The 17,361-nt window shown below is 43.9% G+C and carries 16 protein-coding genes; 8 read left to right on the forward strand and 8 right to left on the reverse strand.

The genetic code is table 11. The features are described 5' to 3' along the window. Positions 1-84: 84 nt before the first annotated feature. Positions 85-972 carry a DKNYY domain-containing protein gene (locus tag FHS68_RS07620; protein ID WP_208408257.1) on the reverse strand — a complete coding sequence of 296 codons (888 nt, stop codon included), beginning with the start codon at positions 970-972 and terminating at the stop codon, positions 85-87. Between the two features lie 284 nt (positions 973-1,256). Here FHS68_RS07620 and FHS68_RS07625 point away from each other — a divergent pair, with 284 nt between their 5' ends. From FHS68_RS07625 to FHS68_RS07640, 4 genes are all read left to right on the forward strand, one after another. Beyond that, positions 1,257-2,006: a LytR/AlgR family response regulator transcription factor gene (locus FHS68_RS07625; protein ID WP_167268831.1), complete on the forward strand. Its 750-nt coding sequence runs from the start codon at positions 1,257-1,259 to the stop codon at positions 2,004-2,006. Between the two features lie 106 nt (positions 2,007-2,112). After that, positions 2,113-3,366 (forward strand): L-fucose:H+ symporter permease, encoded by a 1,254-nt coding sequence (gene fucP / locus FHS68_RS07630; RefSeq protein ID WP_167268833.1) that lies wholly within the window; start codon positions 2,113-2,115, stop codon positions 3,364-3,366. Positions 3,367-3,405: 39 nt separating this feature from the next. Next, positions 3,406-4,194 carry an SDR family oxidoreductase gene (locus FHS68_RS07635; protein ID WP_167268834.1) on the forward strand — a complete coding sequence of 263 codons (789 nt, stop codon included), beginning with the start codon at positions 3,406-3,408 and terminating at the stop codon, positions 4,192-4,194. 13 nt (positions 4,195-4,207) lie between these two features. After that, positions 4,208-5,221 carry a zinc-binding alcohol dehydrogenase family protein gene (locus FHS68_RS07640; RefSeq protein ID WP_167268836.1) on the forward strand — a complete coding sequence of 338 codons (1,014 nt, stop codon included), beginning with the start codon at positions 4,208-4,210 and terminating at the stop codon, positions 5,219-5,221. Here the strand turns inward: FHS68_RS07640 and FHS68_RS07645 are convergent. The 7 genes from FHS68_RS07645 to FHS68_RS07675 all read right to left on the reverse strand — a co-directional run bounded on the left by FHS68_RS07645 (position 5,218) and on the right by FHS68_RS07675 (position 12,014). Next, positions 5,218-6,336, reverse strand: coding sequence for an ABC transporter permease (locus tag FHS68_RS07645; RefSeq protein ID WP_167268838.1), 1,119 nt, complete (start codon positions 6,334-6,336; stop codon positions 5,218-5,220). The two genes, FHS68_RS07640 and FHS68_RS07645, sit on opposite strands and share 4 nt — an antisense overlap. Next, positions 6,333-7,439 (reverse strand): ABC transporter permease, encoded by a 1,107-nt coding sequence (locus tag FHS68_RS07650; protein WP_167268840.1) that lies wholly within the window; start codon positions 7,437-7,439, stop codon positions 6,333-6,335. Before FHS68_RS07650 ends, FHS68_RS07645 begins: the two co-directional genes overlap by 4 nt. A 3-nt stretch (positions 7,440-7,442) precedes the next feature. Further along, on the reverse strand, positions 7,443-8,189 hold the full coding sequence (locus tag FHS68_RS07655; protein ID WP_167268841.1) for an ABC transporter ATP-binding protein: 747 nt from the start codon (positions 8,187-8,189) through the stop codon (positions 7,443-7,445). Beyond that, positions 8,189-9,100: an ABC transporter ATP-binding protein gene (locus FHS68_RS07660; RefSeq protein WP_167268843.1), complete on the reverse strand. Its 912-nt coding sequence runs from the start codon at positions 9,098-9,100 to the stop codon at positions 8,189-8,191. Before FHS68_RS07660 ends, FHS68_RS07655 begins: the two co-directional genes overlap by 1 nt. Next, positions 9,100-10,035, reverse strand: a complete 936-nt coding sequence (locus FHS68_RS07665) for an HlyD family secretion protein (RefSeq protein ID WP_167268844.1) — start codon at positions 10,033-10,035, stop codon at positions 9,100-9,102. Before FHS68_RS07665 ends, FHS68_RS07660 begins: the two co-directional genes overlap by 1 nt. A 32-nt stretch (positions 10,036-10,067) precedes the next feature. Continuing rightward, entirely contained in the window at positions 10,068-11,339 is a 1,272-nt protein-coding gene (locus tag FHS68_RS07670; protein WP_167268846.1) for a TolC family protein, read from the reverse strand. Positions 11,340-11,402: 63 nt separating this feature from the next. Next, a complete protein-coding gene (locus FHS68_RS07675) occupies positions 11,403-12,014 on the reverse strand; it encodes a TetR/AcrR family transcriptional regulator (RefSeq protein WP_167268848.1) in 612 nt (203 codons plus the stop codon). A 226-nt stretch (positions 12,015-12,240) separates the two neighbouring features. Here FHS68_RS07675 and FHS68_RS07680 point away from each other — a divergent pair, with 226 nt between their 5' ends. From FHS68_RS07680 to FHS68_RS07695, 4 genes are all read left to right on the forward strand, one after another. After that, complete coding sequence (locus tag FHS68_RS07680) at positions 12,241-12,600, forward strand: hypothetical protein (protein ID WP_167268850.1); 360 nt, start codon at positions 12,241-12,243, stop codon at positions 12,598-12,600. A 1-nt stretch (position 12,601) separates the two neighbouring features. Beyond that, positions 12,602-13,663 carry a hypothetical protein gene (locus tag FHS68_RS07685; RefSeq protein WP_167268852.1) on the forward strand — a complete coding sequence of 354 codons (1,062 nt, stop codon included), beginning with the start codon at positions 12,602-12,604 and terminating at the stop codon, positions 13,661-13,663. A 111-nt stretch (positions 13,664-13,774) separates the two neighbouring features. Then, on the forward strand, positions 13,775-15,562 hold the full coding sequence (gene lepA, locus FHS68_RS07690) for a translation elongation factor 4 (protein WP_167268854.1): 1,788 nt from the start codon (positions 13,775-13,777) through the stop codon (positions 15,560-15,562). A 10-nt stretch (positions 15,563-15,572) separates the two neighbouring features. Beyond that, the gene (locus FHS68_RS07695) at positions 15,573-17,261 is read left to right on the forward strand and encodes a DUF6044 family protein (protein WP_167268856.1); all 1,689 of its coding nucleotides are present in this window, start codon (positions 15,573-15,575) and stop codon (positions 17,259-17,261) included. Positions 17,262-17,361 lie beyond the last annotated feature (100 nt).

Genomic DNA, 17,361 nt, shown 5'->3' on the forward strand with positions numbered 1-17,361 from the left:
TTTCAAGCCAGAACCACTTCCCTGAGTTTTTCGCCAAGTTCATGAATAGCATCTTCCAGCTTTTTCATTTGCGTTTGCCACCCCCTACTTCACCTTCACCCCCTGCTTAAAATGCGAGCTCTTATCCTTCGCATCACCCTCTTCCGTGATGGTTTTCAAGACGATAAACGTCTGGGCATCTGCATGGGCGACCGGATTTCCCAGATAATAAACTTCTTTGTCTGTTTTGGCATAACTAAAGGGCAGTATTTGTAAACTTTCTGGCGCACCAGCTAAAATGGTGCCGTTATAGAAAATACGGTCTTTATCAACAGCGTAGCCACTTTCCATTACCTTAAAAGAAACAGGATCAGCCAATTCGAGTATTTTCGTAAAAGGAACTGCCCCGCTATCTGTTCCGTAAGAAAAATCAGAATGGTAAACATGAAGCGAATCTTTGGAGTAATGACTGTCCAGGGGTTTAAATGAACCCGCCTCGCTTCCCACAACTGTAACCCGCTGATAATAAGCCCTGTTTCGATCGACCGAAAAGCCATAATCAACGATTTTGAAGCTGGCCGGATCTGTGACTTGAAAACGCTTGCCCTTATAGAATACATTGCCTTTGTCCCTACCATACTCCTGCCCAAGGTCTACGAAACTGGCTGGCTCTGCTTCGGGAATGGTTGTAATCTGGTTGTGTTTAATTGTAAAATATTCCTGCCCTTTGCGATGGGTATCGCAATAGTAGACTTGGTTTTTATCCTTGCCATAATGGTCACCCAATGCCAGAAAAGATGGTCCGTCGCTTTCTACGATGGCTTCATTTCGGTAAAACGCCTGCTTCTCGTCCTTTGCAAAAAAATCATTTAATGGTTTGAAATTCTCAGCAGGCATGTTGTCCAAGGCCTCGTCCTTAAAATACCAAACACCATTTTTTTCCTGATACGGAGAAGAATCGGAACATCCAAAAAGGAAGGAAAATAGGCCCATAAAAAATGTATTGGTCAGTTTCATCATGCTTCAAGCTTCATGATATACATTGAAACACAAACTATTACTTATTAAAAGGTCGCTTTCAATTATTGTGCGCTAAAATATTACTGAACAAAAATTTCTTTCCAGAAATTACTCCAAATCCTTATCACTATCCTTTTGATAATCGAGAGGTGCTGTTCGGACATTTTACACTACCACCGTCACAAATTCAGATTATTTTGGATCATATTTTTTTATTACCCTCGAAGGTGTGGTTGTAGCAAACCCCTCATCCCATTATGATTAAAGTACTGATTGTCGATGATGAGCCCAGAGCCCGCCAAGTGCTGCATCATCAAATTTCGAAGCTTGCGCCTCGTCTTATGGAAATAAAACACGCTTCGTCTGTCGACGAGGCACAACACATCCTTCGTTACTTCAAGGCGGAAATCGTTTTTCTGGATGTGGAAATGCCCGACAAAAATGGCTTTGAACTGTTACTCACTTCTAAAAAAATATCGTTCGAAACCATTTTTATTACAGCTTTCAATCATTACGCTATCCAAGCTATTCGGTTCTCCGCGCTCGATTACCTACTCAAACCCGTTGATCCCGACGAATTGGCAGCTGCCTTCAACCAGTTCATGTTTCGCCACGACTCCCGTAAACAATCGAAAATGCAATACGAAAATCTTGCAAGATATCTCAGCAGAAAGGATAACAGTGATTTGCGGCTGGCGGTACCTTCCAGTGAAGGGCTTTTTTTCTTCAATGTAAAAGATATTATAAGATTAGAGGCCGACCGTAATTACACTATTATACACCAGCGCGCCAGGAGGCCCTTTACATCCAGCAAGACATTAAAGCATTTTCAAAAGACCCTTGACCAATTCAAATTCATGCGGACCCATAAATCACATCTTGTCAATCTCGACCATGTGATTCGCATTAGCAGCAATCATGACTTTCTGGTGATGTCGGATGGAACGATGATCGAAGTGTCCAGAAGAAAAAAAGAAGAGGCGCACCTGCGTCTTAACCTTTACTAAAAAATGCCCGCTGTCAACGCACATATCTGTGTAAAAAAATAGATTTCCTTTGCATTGTTTTGTTTTACTTTACATCCGTTCCTGACTCAATTAATTCCTGACCTCTATGACCGATCGTAAAACGCGGCTGGCTGTAATCCTGATCACGTCATTATTTTTTCTTTGGGGATTCGCCCTCAATCTTAATCCGATCCTCATTCCGCATTTAAAAAAAGCCTGTCAACTTAGTGATTTCCAATCCGCACTGATCGATTCAGCCTCCTATATCGCCTATTTTCTGATTGCATTGCCCGCCGGTCTTTTCATGAAAAAATATGGTTATAAGGCCGGGATAACCCTTGGATTGCTGCTTTTTGCGTTCGGTACCTTTCTTTTTTACCCCGCTGCGGAAATGCGTCATTTTGGCTTTTTCCTTGTCGCGCTCTTTATCATTGCAAGCGGACTTACGATGCTGGAAACCGCTGCAAACCCATATATTACGGTTTTAGGCGACCCTGATTCGGCTACGCAGCGGCTTAATTTTGCTCAATCATTTAACGGTTTGGCTGCTTTTCTCGCGCCGTTAATGGGCGGCACATTTATTCTTTCCGGCAAAACGTTGTCGGAGCAAGAGCAGCAAAACATGTCTGGTGCGGAGCTCAATAATTACTTGAATGCAGAGGCATCGTCCGTTCAATTACCATTCATTTTCATTGGTTTAGTCGTACTTTTTGTTGCATTGCTTTTTTGGCGGACGCCGCTACCGGAGATTAAGGATGAAGATGAGCCGGGGCAAAAGGTACAGGGATCCATTTGGGCGGAAAAGAACCTGATTCTGGGGACTGTCGCCCAGTTTTTCTATGTGGGTGCGCAGGTCTGCATCAGTAGCTTTTTCATCCGCTTTTCGGATAAGGTAGCCGGTATCGACGAGAAAACAGCCGCTTATCTTCTATCCGGGGCATTTCTGAGTTTTATGATTGGCCGTTTTATAGGTACCTATCTCATGCGTTTTGTCGCCCCGCCGCGTTTATTGGCCATTTACAGCATTGTCAATGTAGGTTTGCTTATTGTAGCGGTTTTTACAACCGGTATGTTTTCGGTGTATGCATTGGTTGGCGCGCAATTCTTTATGTCCATCATGTTCCCGACCATTTTCGCATTGAGCATTCGAGGCCTTGGTGAAAAAACCAAAATCGGATCTTCGCTCGTAATCATGTCCATTGTTGGTGGGGCCGTTTTCCCAGTGATCATGGGGCAGGTATCCGATATTTCTTCGATACAAACTGCTTATATCGTACCCGCAGTCTGCTTTTTAGTGGTATTATATTTTGCTATAAAAAACAATTCAATCAAAAACGTAACCCTCGGAACGGCGCATTAAGGGGTTATATTTTCAAAAAAGCGTTTCAATTTAAATCAAATGGATTTACAGCTTCAAAATAAAGTAATTATTGTAACCGGCGGGGCAAAAGGGATTGGCGAAGGGATTGTACAAGTCCTGGCCGCGGAAGGCGCTATTCCAGTGATTGTGGGCCGCAATGCAGAAGACAACCAGAAAGTAGTGGATGATCTGGCTGCAAAAGGGTTCGAATCGTATCAGATCGCAGCGGAGTTAACACGCCCGGAAGAATCAGAAAAAGCAGTAGCTGCTGTTTTGGAGCGTTACGGAAGAATTGAGGGATTGATCAATAATGCAGGTGTAAATGATGGCGTTGGCTTGGAAAAAGGGAATTACGAAGACTTCATGGCCTCCCTTCATAAAAATGTGGTGCATTACTATTTAATGGCACAATATGCATTACCCGCTCTGAAAGCATCCAAAGGCTCAATCGTTAATATCAGCTCAAAAACGGCAGATACTGGTCAAGGCGGCACTTCTGCATATGCCGCTTCCAATGGCGGACGCAATGCATTGACCAGGGAATGGGCCGTAGAGTTGCTCAAATATGGCATCCGCGTAAACTCGGTGATCGTAGCAGAATGTTGGACACCACTTTACGAACGCTGGATTGAAACGCTTCCTAACCCAAAAGAAAAGTTGGAATCCATCGTGGCGCATATCCCGCTCGAAAACCGCATGACAACTGCCGAAGAAATTGCTAATATGACCGTGTTCCTGCTTTCGCAAAGATCCAGTCATACAACCGGGCAATTAATTTACGTCGATGGCGGCTATGTCCACCTCGATCGCGCATTAGCAAATTCCTGATTTTAAATACTTTATGGAAAAATTAGTTTGCAAAACGCCAGGTGAATTTGAATACCAACAAGCAGAAACGCCTGTTTCAAAACAAGGCCATTCCATCATTAAAATAAAGCGGATTGGTATCTGCGGCACCGATCTTCATGCATTCGAAGGTACCCAGCCGTTTTTTAATTATCCAAGAATTCTTGGGCATGAACTTGCAGGAGAAATCGTGGAAACGGACCATCCCGAATTTTCCATTGGAGAGACGGTTACCTTCATTCCTTATTTCAACTGCGGGAAATGCATTGCCTGCCGCAACGGAAATCCCAATTGCTGCACAACGCTGCAAGTATCCGGCGTGCATATCGACGGCGGAATGGTGGAATACCTGTCCGTCCCCTCCTACTCGCTGGTCCATGGCGACGGGCTTAGCTTTGATGAACTTGCGCTGGTGGAACCTTTGGCAATTGGCGCGCACGGCGTTAGGCGTGCGGATGTGCAAAAAAATGAATCTGTGCTGGTTGTGGGTGCAGGCCCCATTGGATTGGGAACCATGAAATTTGCGCGCATTGCAGGCGGAAATGTGATTGCTTTGGATATCAATGATTCAAGACTGGCTTTTTGCAGAAATAAAATCGGCGTCCAGCACACAATTAACGGTTTAAATGAAAATGTAATTGAAAAACTCATTGCAATTACCAACGGAGATATGCCCACGGTGATCATTGATGCTACGGGCAATCTCCATGCCATCAATACCGCTTTCAGCTATCTTTCACATGGCGGCAGGTACATATTGGTGGGTTTACAAAAAGGGGAGATTAGCGTGAGCCATCCTGAGTTTCACAGGCGGGAAGCCACATTAATGAGCAGCCGCAATGCAACCCGTGCCGATTTTGAACATGTGATCCAAAGCATGAAAAACGGTTTGGTTGATCCAAAAACTTACATTACCCACCGTGTTACTTTTGGTCAGGTGAAGGATCAGTTTGCAAGCTGGCTGAATCCTGCGAATGGCGTCATCAAAGCGATGGTATCGATGGATTAATTGGTTTTTTTGTAATTCAGAATAGCCCAGCCATTCAAAACCACAGCCATTATTGCAACCGCTGCCAAATGAGGCAAAACGTCCCTCAAACCACTTCCTTTCAGGATTACCATCCGCATTACCTCGATCATATACCGCACCGGATTCAACCGGGTAACGAGTTTGGCCCATTCCGGCATGCTGTCGATGGAAGTGAATAAGCCGCCCAGCAGAATAAATACCATCATAAAAAAGAACATAATGAACATTGCCTGCTGCTGCGTATCACAAAATGTGGAAACCAGAAGACCAAATCCCAGTACGGTAAGCAAATAAACGGCAATAAAAAGGTAGAGCACAAAAAGGCTTCCGATAGGTGCGATGCCATAGAAGACCCTGGCCAGAATTAAGCCAATCGTGAATATAATAAAAGCCAAAACCCAGAAAGGTATCAGCTTTCCGAGAATGAAGATGTGTTTTTTAATGGGTGTCACATTGATCTGCTCGATCGTCCCTATCTCCTTTTCCTTCACAATATTCAATGCTGATAAAAACCCTCCCACCATGGTTACCAGGATAGCCAGGATTCCCGGCACAATGTAGATTTTGTAGTTCAGAACAGGATTGAACCAGTTCGATGGAACAATGTCGATGACGGGAAACTGGCTGAAACGTGGCTGCTGGATCAGTTGCATCCGGATATCTGCGTTGAAAGCACCAATGATGCTATTGAGGTAAGACCCGCCCAGATTGGCTTTGGTACCATTGATCGCATTCACCGCCACAAACAATTTCTGCTTGTCCTCGCGGATCAGGTTGCGCTCAAATCCTTGCGGAATTTCCAGGATCAGGTCAGCCTGATCAGACTCGATCAGGCTAAGTGCTTCTTTGAACGAAGCATTGTATCCCTGCAATTTGAAATACCCCGAGGCAATCACTTTGGAAATAAGCTTTTGGGAATAAGGCGATTTGTCATGGTCTACCACAGCCAGATTCACATTCCTAACCTCATAATCTGCCGCCAATGGCATCACAATCAGCTGAATGCATGGCATAAAAAAGATCAAAGCGACTATGGACTTATCCCGGAAAATTTGCCTGAACTCTTTGCGTAATAAAAATTTCAATGTCCTCATTGTAAACGGATTTTAAAGCTTTTTAAACTAACACCCAATAAAAACAGCGTCATCCCCAGTAGGATCAACGTCTCTTTCCAAAGAGCGGAAATCCCTAAACCTTTGATCATGATAGACTTAACTATAATGTAGTACCATTTAGAAGGAACAATATTGGAAATGATCTGCAAAGCGAGCGGCATATTTTCGATGGGGAATAAAAAGCCGCTGAACATCATGGTTGGCAGCAGCATACCCATCAGCGAGATCAGCATGGCGACTTGCTGCGAATCGGTTTTAATGGAGATAAAAATGCCAAGCGCCAGACAGGTTATGATAAACAATGTGCTTTCTGCAAAAAGCAACGGTACACTTCCTTTCACGGGCAGATCCAGCACAAAAACGCTGAGCAATAGGATCGCCGTTACATTCACAAGCGAGAGGATTAGATAGGGAAAGGCTTTTGCAAAAATGACCATAACCGGTTTAAATGGTGAAACAAGCAATATTTCCATGGTGCCCGTTTCCTTTTCTTTTACGATTGAAATAGCTGTCATCATCACCGATACCAACATCAAAACCAGCGCCATAACGCCCGGGACAAATCCATGCGCGCCTTTGAGCTGCGGATTATAAAGCATCCGGGTCTCAGCGGTGATCTGATAGGGAATTTTCAGATTTTCGCTGATCTGATTTTGGTAATCAAGAATGATCGCCGACATATAATTGGTAATCATATTGGCGGTATTAATGTCGATCGCATCCGTAATGATCTGAATCTGAGCCTTATTGCTACGCAGAAGATCTTCATTGAAATTGGCTGGAAACACGAGTACGGCTTTGATCTTTCCCGTTTGGAAAGTGGCTAAAATCTCTTTGTGCGTCAATGCAGCCTTTCTGATCTTGAAATACCGGCTTGCCCCAATGCGCGTGATCACCTGTTGCGAGGCCGCATCCTTGGCATAATCCACCACCAAAATCTCTGAATCCTTCACTTCGTTGGTCAATGCAAAACCAAAGAGCAGGATCTGGGCAATCGGCATTCCGAAGAGGATCAGTAAGGTCCTGCGGTCCCTTAACACGTGATAAAATTCTTTCCGGACAAATGATATGAACTGTTTCATGGCTTAATCTCCTCGTTTTGCGCTTCTTGCAAGCTGATAAAATACTTCGTCCATGGTTCCCACACCAAAACTCCTCTTCAGGTTAGCTGGCGTATCCAACACTTCCAGCCGGCCATCCACCATGATGGATATACGATTACAATATTCCGCCTCGTCCATATAATGTGTCGTCACAAAAATGGTAATACCCCGGTCGGCCGCTTCGTAAATCAAATCCCAGAACTGGCGCCTCGTCACCGGATCCACACCGCCCGTAGGTTCGTCCAGAAATACAATTTTGGGTTCATGCAAAACCGCTACGGAAAATGACAACTTCTGTTTCCAGCCCAATGGTAATGATCCGACCAGCTTTTTAGCCTCGCTTTTCAAACCCAGCCGGTTCACAAGCTCTTCGGTCTTGACCTTAATCTGCTGATCAGTTAGTCCGTATATCCCACCAAAAAACTCAATGTTTTCAAGTATCGTCAGATTTTCGTAAAGCGAGAATTTCTGGCTCATATAGCCAATGTTTTTCTTGATCAGCTCAGTTTGACTGTAGATGTCGTAACCCGCAATCTGAGCATTTCCGGAGGTGGGGGCAGATAACCCGCATAGCATGCGCATGGCGGTTGTTTTCCCGGCACCATTGGCGCCCAGAAACCCAAATATTTCACCTTTACTCACCTCAAAAGTGATTTCATTGGTCGCAATAAAATCCCCGAAACGTTTGGTAAGCTTGTCGGCCACAATCACTTTTTCATCCGCTGCCATCAGTTCAACAGGTTAATAAATGAGTCCTCAATAGTCGCTTCAATACGCTTTATATCGATGCCAGTAAGTTGTTTATCAGACAGATACCGTTCAAAATCTTCCAGGTTTCGCATTTGGTCCTTAAAAGTGGCGTGCGCATATTCGCCGAAAGCGTAACTGTTTAACGTTCCCGGATAATCTTTTAAACTTTTCAGCAAAGGATACATTTCATTAGCCTTGATCGCGTAAAGTTTTTCGGGATATGCTTTTACAATGTTTGCGGGTGTGTCAATAGAAAGGATCTTTCCACCCTGGATTAAGGCAATGCGGTCACACAATGATGCTTCGTCCATATAAGGTGTGGATACAATGATGGTAATGTTCTGTTCTTTCAATCTTTTCAGCATTTCCCAAAACTCCTTTCTAGAAACCGGGTCAACGCCCGTCGTAGGCTCATCCAGGAACAATGTGGTAGGCTTATGGATCAGGGCACAGCATAATGCCAGCTTCTGTTTCATTCCGCCCGATAATTTCCCTGCCCGACGCTTTTTAAATGGCTCGATCTGAACATAAATGTCTTTGATCAAATCATAATTGGCCTCAACCGTCGTACCGAAGACCGTTGCGAAGAAATTGAGGTTTTCTTCAATGGTCAAATCCTTGTATAGCGAAAACTTCCCGGGCATATAACCCACTGTATTTCTGATGCTTTTGAAATCTTTTACCACATCAAAGCCATCGACGGAAGCGGTACCGCTGTCTGCCAGCAGCAAGGTGGTTAGGACCCTGAAAATGCTGGTTTTCCCTGCTCCATCCGGGCCAATGAGACCGAAGATTTCGCCTTTTCCAACCGAAAAAGATACATTATCCACGGCAACGGTTTTCTCCTTGCCGTAAGTTTTGGTAATATTCCGGACTACAACTGCTTCCATTACTTCAATATTACTTCGCCGTACATACCTATTTTCAAAAAACCGTCATTCTTCACATTGATCTTCACAGCATACACAAGGTTCGCACGCTCATCTTTGGTCTGAATCGTTTTGGGCGTAAATTCTGCCTTATTGCTGATCCAGTCAATCGTTCCAGGCAATTCGTGATACTTACCATCGGTACTGTCTACCAGCACTTTAACCTGCTGATTCAGTTTAATGCCCGATAGCTGATCGCCTGTCACATAAGCACGCAGGATGATGGTTGAAAGATCAGCTACCTTGTAAAGCGGCTTGCCGGAGGTGGTGATTTCATTTGCTTCGGCATATTTGCTCAGCACGGTCCCAGCCGCTTCATTAATAATTTTAGATTTTGACAATTGATCATTGATCTGCTCGATCTGGACAACCAGTGGCTGAACATCTGCTCGCAAGCCGGAGGTCTGGGTTTTGAGTACCGACGTTTGCGCCGCATCCTGTTTGCCGATCACATCCAGTTGCTTCTGCAATTCTTCGATCTGCGCATTGATATCGTCAAGCTGTTTTGGCGTCGCCGCATCTGCTTTTAATAAATTCTGGATCCGGCTTTTTTCGTGGTTCAGATTTTTCAGCCGCACCTGCGAAACCGCGATTTGTTGCTTGTACACATTGGTTTGTGCTGCGATATCCGGCACCCGGCTTCCTGTCGCCCTGATTTGCGCTTCGAGTTGCTTCTTTTTGAGGTACAACTGCACGCTGTCAATGTAACCTACCATTTGCCCCGCTTTAACTTCCTGGCCTTCTTCCAGGGAAAGCTGCATAATCCGGCCGGTGGCTTCAGACGACACAATGGTTTCCACGGCTTCAAATGTTCCGGATGCGTCGTATGGGCTCTCTTTTCCCTTGCAGCTTGCAAGGCCGATCACGATGATTAATAAACTGGCTGATGTTTTCATTCTCTTATCTATTTCTGTCCATGTTGTAGCTATTATTCAATTGGCTTTCCCAGCGTAGTTTGCAGGTTGTAACCCGACATTAAAAGCTGGATTTCGTGCAGGATTTTGTTCAATCTCGCCTGGTCTTCGGCATTCACCTCGCGCAGGTAATCATTGGTATTGATCACGCCGTTTTCCAATTGCGCCGCAGCGGTGGTTTTAATGCTTTCCCGCAATACAATGATCTCATTGTCAGTATCAAGCAATTGCCCTAACCTTACTAATTCTGCATTTTGCTGCTTTATGGTTAGGCTGGTATTATATAAAAATGTCTCCTTTTGGACTTGAATAGACTCTCGATTGTTCCTGATCAGAGCCCTGTCATTTTTCAATGTATAAAGTCCGGACAGTGACCAGGTCAACCGAACGCCAGTCACATAATAAGGATCAAAACTGTTGCTTAAAATGTTGAGTGCAGGCCTTCCAAAGCCACTTTGTAGGAAGAAATTGAATTTCGGACGATTCTTGACCTGAATCATTTGGGACTGAATGTCCAGGCTTTGGTTTTGAAAATCATAAAGTTTCAATTCCGGCCTGATTATTTCGCCAGCCAGGTTAAGTGCGGCCGGTTTTACCAGGATTGTGGAATCAGTCAAAGGCTGATTGGTCAAAATCCCAAGCATATCCAGATAGGCTTTGCGGCTTGCATTCAGGTCAATCATTCGCTGATCCGCTTTGAGCAGTTCGGCTTTTAATATGTTACCGTTGCTTTTGAAAGCGATCCCGTTATCGATCTGCGCCTGCACCTTATTGATTCCCAATTGGATATCCCTTTTCAAAAGCACATTTTGCAGCATTTGTTCATCGATCATCAAAACCCCAAAGAAAATCTGGTTAACGCGCTCGTTAAGCTTGTAAAGCTCCACTTCCAGCTTCTGCTGTTCCACCACCGCATTTGCCTCATGCGATTTGACCTGCGTTCTTATCATTCCGCCGTCATAAATCGTCTGATTAACCTCTGCATAAACCCTGTACTGGTCTTTGCTGATTGTCGGAAATTCTACTCCCGGAAGCGAAACGGGAAGGTTAAATTCTGTCACCGCCGATTGATACGAAGCCTGGCCCAAAATGCTGATCTGGGGCAGATACCCTTTTGCTGCGTTCTCAATCGAGTAATCCCTGGCTTTGATAATCAAGTCCTGCTGGCGGATTATCGGAAAGTTTTTACGCGCCAACTGATAAGATTCTTCAATTGTGAGCTGCGCTTTCGCATGCAATACGCAGCACATCAGACAAAGAATCGCTATGAAAATTTGCTTTTTCATCTCATTGATTCATTTATTTAATCATTATATTTAATCAACTGATTAACGATTGCCGAAAAAATTTTAAACTTCTTCCAGCATCATTTTGATCCACTTGGGAATCAGCACTCTACGCTGTTCCATCATGGCATTGTAATTATTCTCACTTCCAATAATGGGTTGTAGCACCGGTTTTGCAATAAAAGGAAATAATGCCATTCCCAATAGGTTCATCAAAAAATGAAAAGGGCTTATATCCTTCCTTTTTTCCATTAGCTGCCTCACAAAAACAGATTGTGTCATATGTTTCCTTGCCTGCAGTCTGTCTGCCAGTTTGTCCGGGTTATTCCTGATCTCACTTAACACAAAAATCGGCAGATCAGGATGCTCGGTCAGCATTGTGATATAGTTGTCGGTAATATTTTGAAGCTTTTCTTCCAAAGTAGTCCCCTCATCATATAGTAACGGCGCCAGTACGCCGAACAACTTTTCAATCCGCTCGGCCATGATGATATCAAACAGCTTTTCCTTACTCCGAAAGTAGTAGTTCAATAATGCCAGATTTATTCCCGCTTCTTCTGCAATGTCCCTGGTACGCGCATTTCCGTATCCTTTTTTTGTGAAAACCCGGCTCGCCGCTTCTTTTATTTTTTGCTCCGTTGTGAGATCTAATTCTGCTTTTACTTTCTTGGCCATTATCACCATTCGATTTCGATGCCTCAAAAGTATAAGCGATTTTTAAGAAGTGCAAATTATTTAATCAAATGATTAATTATTTTGTATAAATGTTAAGCATTTGGGGTATTTCAGCCGGTAGAACGGGTTGCGGTAAACTCAAAAATGAATGATAAAGGACTTTTAATCCAAATTTTATAACTTTTAACGAAATTGAACTTTCGAGTCGAATCGCCCTGACCTAACCATGATAAATTCCAGAGCAATAAAATGGCTGCCCGGCTTGCTGTTTCTGGCAGCACAACTGCTTAACACCATTTATGAAGTAACGCAGGATACCCGGACGTTGTCCTGGGCGCCACATACCACGCAGGTACATTATAAAATCCAGGCCTTTGAAAATGGCCGCATTTGGAATAAGCAGCAAGTTGAGGCAAGGTATGGCATTGCACAAAAGGCCTGGGAGGCACATGCAGAAGGAAACCTGATCCGGATTATCCGTTCCTCCGAGGAGCACCATAGCATGCATCCGGATAGTGTCCAATTGATTTACTCACGCAACGGCAGCCCAAGCCGGACCTATCTTTGGACGGCAACTTCAGAGTAACATGCGTCACATCAACCCGTTTTACTTGCTTGAAAAAGCGGTTTGTCCTGAACTGGTGCTACTGGTCCGCTTGCTCGCCGTATATCTGTTACTTACCCGGGAATCGCCTTTTATGGGAAATCAAGGCACCGGGAGATTCTATCCTATCCTTGAATTTCTTGCAAAAATCGGGACAGACAGCGAGTTTAACCAGGGCATTTATGTTTTGTTTGTTTGCGGCATTGTCATTTTGCTGTTTACATCATTCGTCAGGCTTGGGTCTTTCATTACCGGGGCTATATTTTTGATTGGAATGCTTTCCTGTCAAACCTGCATTTCGGTAGCGCATATGTTTACCGCGTGCCTGTTTATATGTACTTCGCTTAGCAATACGGTAACAGGTACCGAATTGATCCGTTTCCAACTCATCGTACTTTATTTAGGTGCAGATATCAATAAAATTTTGGACAAGGATTGGTGGACGGGCGCCAGTATGGAAACCCTGCTGGCCGTCAAACACCAGATACCCGCTTACCTTGCTGCTGCCGATTTGTTCCCACCCCTGTTTTTATCTCAGTGTTTGGGGTTCGGCGTAATTATTTTTCAGGCAGCTATTGCTATCCTGTTGATTAACAAACGCCTTATTCCTTATGCAATGCTGGGCGCGTTGTTGCTGCATTTACCGATGGTACTGTTGATGCAGATGACATTTGGCCCATTCCTGGCAGCGTTGATTCTTGGTTATGGTTCGCTTTTAGCCTGGCCCAAAAGATTGGTTTACGATAGCACTGTCCATAGTGCCTGGCTTGTGACAATTCTCAAATTCTTTGACTTCAATAACCAAATTGAAATGGCTATCGAAAAAGGTGGACCTGATTCAGTCAAAAGGTGGATTCGAACCGTTATGGGTTTTCTCACACACCCTGCCATATTGCTTTTCCTGACTGGCCTTTCTGCCGTGCTCATTCGCTATGGAAAGCTACTTCCGCTTGGGATTTTTATCATTTTTTTGTTTTTCACAAAAGTGTGGATCTTTCGAACCCCCAAAAAAGAGCGACAGCCAACCCTCGCCACTTTTCCGTAAACTATTGCCATTAAGTTTGAACTTCCCTGTTGAAATACTAATTACCCTCGTAATTTTGTGGTTGCTTTGGTTCCCAACTGTACTTCAAAGCATTCGATTAGTTACTACTTCATGAAGAAAATCCGTAATTTTTGCATTATTGCCCATATTGACCACGGTAAAAGCACTTTGGCGGACCGTTTGCTGGAATTCACAAAAACCGTTTCGCATCGGGACATGCAAGCCCAACTTCTGGACAATATGGATCTGGAACGTGAACGCGGCATCACGATCAAAAGCCATGCGATCCAGATGACCTACACCTATCAAGGCGAAGACTATACACTCAATCTGATCGATACTCCGGGACACGTTGACTTTTCTTATGAAGTTTCGCGCTCCATCGCAGCCTGCGAAGGCGCATTACTGTTAGTAGATGCATCGCAAGGAACTGAGGCACAGACCATTTCAAATCTATATCTTGCAATCAACCATGATCTGGTAATCATTCCCGTCCTTAATAAAATTGACTTGCCTGGCGCAATGCCGGAAGAGATTAAAGATGAGATGGTGGAATTGCTGGATTGCAAACGGGAAGACATTATACCAGCCAGCGGAAAAGAAGGAATTGGCATCGAGGCAATCCTGAATGCGATCATAGAACGCATTCCTGCACCAATTGGCGACCCAAAAGCACCTTTACAAGCTTTAATATTCGATTCGGCTTTTAATTCATACCGCGGTATTGAAGTTATTTTCCGTGTTAAAAACGGCACAATCAGAAAAGGCGACCGTGTGAAATTCATGGCGACCGGCAAGGAATACATTGCGGACGAGATCGGAACACTAGGTCTGGCCCAGATCCCAAAACAGGTAGTGGAATGCGGCGATGTAGGTTATCTTATTTCTGGGATTAAAATTGCCAAAGAAGTAAAAGTAGGTGATACTTTCACACACATTGACCGCCCTGCTACGGAGGCTATTATCGGTTTTTCTGAGGTTAAACCAATGGTTTTTGCAGGGATTTATCCAGTCGATACCAGTGAGTTTGAAGAACTTCGGGAAGCAATGGAAAAGCTGCAATTGAATGACGCCGCATTGGTGTGGGAGCCTGAAACTTCGGCAGCACTCGGCTTTGGCTTCCGTTGCGGCTTCCTGGGAATGCTGCACATGGAAATTGTTCAGGAACGATTGGAACGCGAATTCGATATGACGGTCATTACGACCGTGCCGTCGGTTCAGTTCAGGGTACTGAATACGAAGGATAAATTGCTCAATATCAGCGCACCCTCGGAAATGCCCGATCCAACCGTGATTAAAACGATCGAAGAACCTTATATCAATGCGCAGATCATCACAAAAGCAGATTACATCGGCCCAATCCTGAATTTGTGTATGGATAAAAGGGGTATTCTGAAAAATCAGGTGTATCTGACTTCCGAGCGGGTAGAACTACAATTCAAGATTCCACTGGCCGAGGTCGTTTTCGACTTTTTCGATAGGCTGAAAACCATTTCAAGAGGCTATGCTTCATTGGATTACGAACTGGCAGGTTACCAGGAATCGGATATGGTGAAATTGGATGTCATGCTGAATGGCGAACCCGTGGATGCATTATCCGCAATTGTTCACCGTTCCAAATCATATGAATGGGGTAAAAAACTTTGTGAAAAATTGCGTGAGCTGATTCCGCGTCAAATGTTTGAAATTGCTATTCAGGCTGCCATTGGACAGAAGATCATCGCACGGGAAACTGTGAAAGCCATGCGTAAAGACGTATTGGCCAAATGTTATGGCGGTGATATCTCGCGGAAACGCAAGCTGCTTGAAAAACAGAAAAAAGGTAAGAAAAGAATGCGCCAGGTAGGCAATGTTGAAATTCCTCAGGAAGCATTTATGGCCGTTTTGAAAATCAATTAGACCATTCTTTATGAAGGCAAAATATGGGCAGTTCCACATCGCAGGGGTAACGCTTATATTTTGCCTTTATCATTTGCCCAATCTATTTTTGGGCCAGAAAGCATTCTTCAATGCTTTCGATTCGCTGGACTCTTATGTTGTCTGGTACCGGATTGTAATCCAAAACGGTTATGCCTGGGCCCCTCCATTCTCCATAGTGGAGCCATTTATGAGTGGTGTACCAAAATTTACACTCGTCAGCACCTACAATTTTTACTATTGGCTCAATCTAATCCTGCCCACTTTTCAGGCTTTTGAGTCACTTATCCTCATTATTAGCGCCGTCGCGCTGGCAGGTATGTGGTTACTGTGCCGGAAACACCTCCAATTAGACCGTTTTTCCGCTGCGTTTCTGGCGCTATCATTTGCTTTCACACCTTTTTTACCTACCTGGGGATTAAGTATCGCCGGACAGCCGCTGCTTGCTTTTGCTATCGTAAATATCAGGAAAAACAAAGCAGAATGGTGGAATTGGCTGATCATCGGGCTCTTTCCCTTTACTTCCAATTTTCAGTCGGCCGGCGTTTTTATGCTTTTTGCACTTGGATTACTCATTACTTATGACCTGATTCAAAAAAAACTGGTTTTACGATTGCTAATGGTTTTCGCGATTCTTTTAGCCGTTTACTCCATTACAAAGCTGGACTTATTGGAAAATATTTTAGGTGGAAGAGGTTTTGTTTCGCATCGCATGGAAATGTTGCGTTTCCCTGTCTCCGTTAGCATTTGCATTAAAGTTTTCGCCAGGTATTTTCTGCTGGGCAATGTTGACGTAGCGCTTTCCCTGCACACTTTTATCCTGCTTCCTTTCACATTTTCTGTTTTCTTTTTTGATTTGGTAAAAAAGAAAAAACTACCTCCGGGACTGACAGCTACCCTGATTACCATCACTTTAATCTGCCTGTACATTGCCTTACTTCAATGGGAACCGGTCGTTGATCTGCGCAACAAATCCGATCTGCTGAGAATGTACAGCCTTGAAAGGTTTCATATTTTTTTACAGATTTTATGGCATATTGCTGCCGCCCAAGCCATTCTTTTATTGCCGATCAATTTCAAAAAACAGATCGTACAAACACTTGTTGTGCTTCAAATGGGAATCTGTTTTGCATATCAACCCACTTATTATGAATGGTTTTTCAAAAAATGGGTGCGGATCGAACCTTACCATTACATTTTTTCCTTTGAAGATTATTATGCCGAGGATCTTTTTAAGAAAATCAAAACGCACATTAATAAGCCACTTCCCTCCTATCGTGTAGCCAGCATTGGCATTCCGCCAGCGGTATCCCAATACAATGGTTTGTGGACAATCGACGGATATTCAAGCAATTACGCATTGCCTTATAAAAATGCTTTCAGGCAGATCATTTCCGGAGAATTGGAAAAAGCCCCGGCCAATAAAGGCTTTTTTGATTACTGGGGAAGTCAATGCGTGATTGTTTACGACCAGAAACTGGGTTATTTCAATACCACAATGACAAAAGAATTGACGCCGCCCAGCCGCGATATCGTCTTGTCCCATGAAGCGTTAAAGGAACTGTCTTGCAAATACATTATCTCCTCAGAGACCATTGAAAGGCCAGAAAAGTCTGGTTTGAAGAAAATAGCGGATTTTGAATCCAATATCTGGCGGGTAACATTGTATGCTGTTTTGTAGTGGATACCAAAACTTATTTTTCGGTAGCGTTTTAGCACGTTAAATAAATGTAAAAACCATTTTATTGATAGTGGTGACATATTTTTTTATATTGAATGCT

Origin of the sequence: Dyadobacter arcticus (assembly GCF_011762185.1) — a bacterium.
GTDB classification, from domain to species: Bacteria; Bacteroidota; Bacteroidia; order Cytophagales; family Spirosomataceae; genus Dyadobacter; species Dyadobacter arcticus.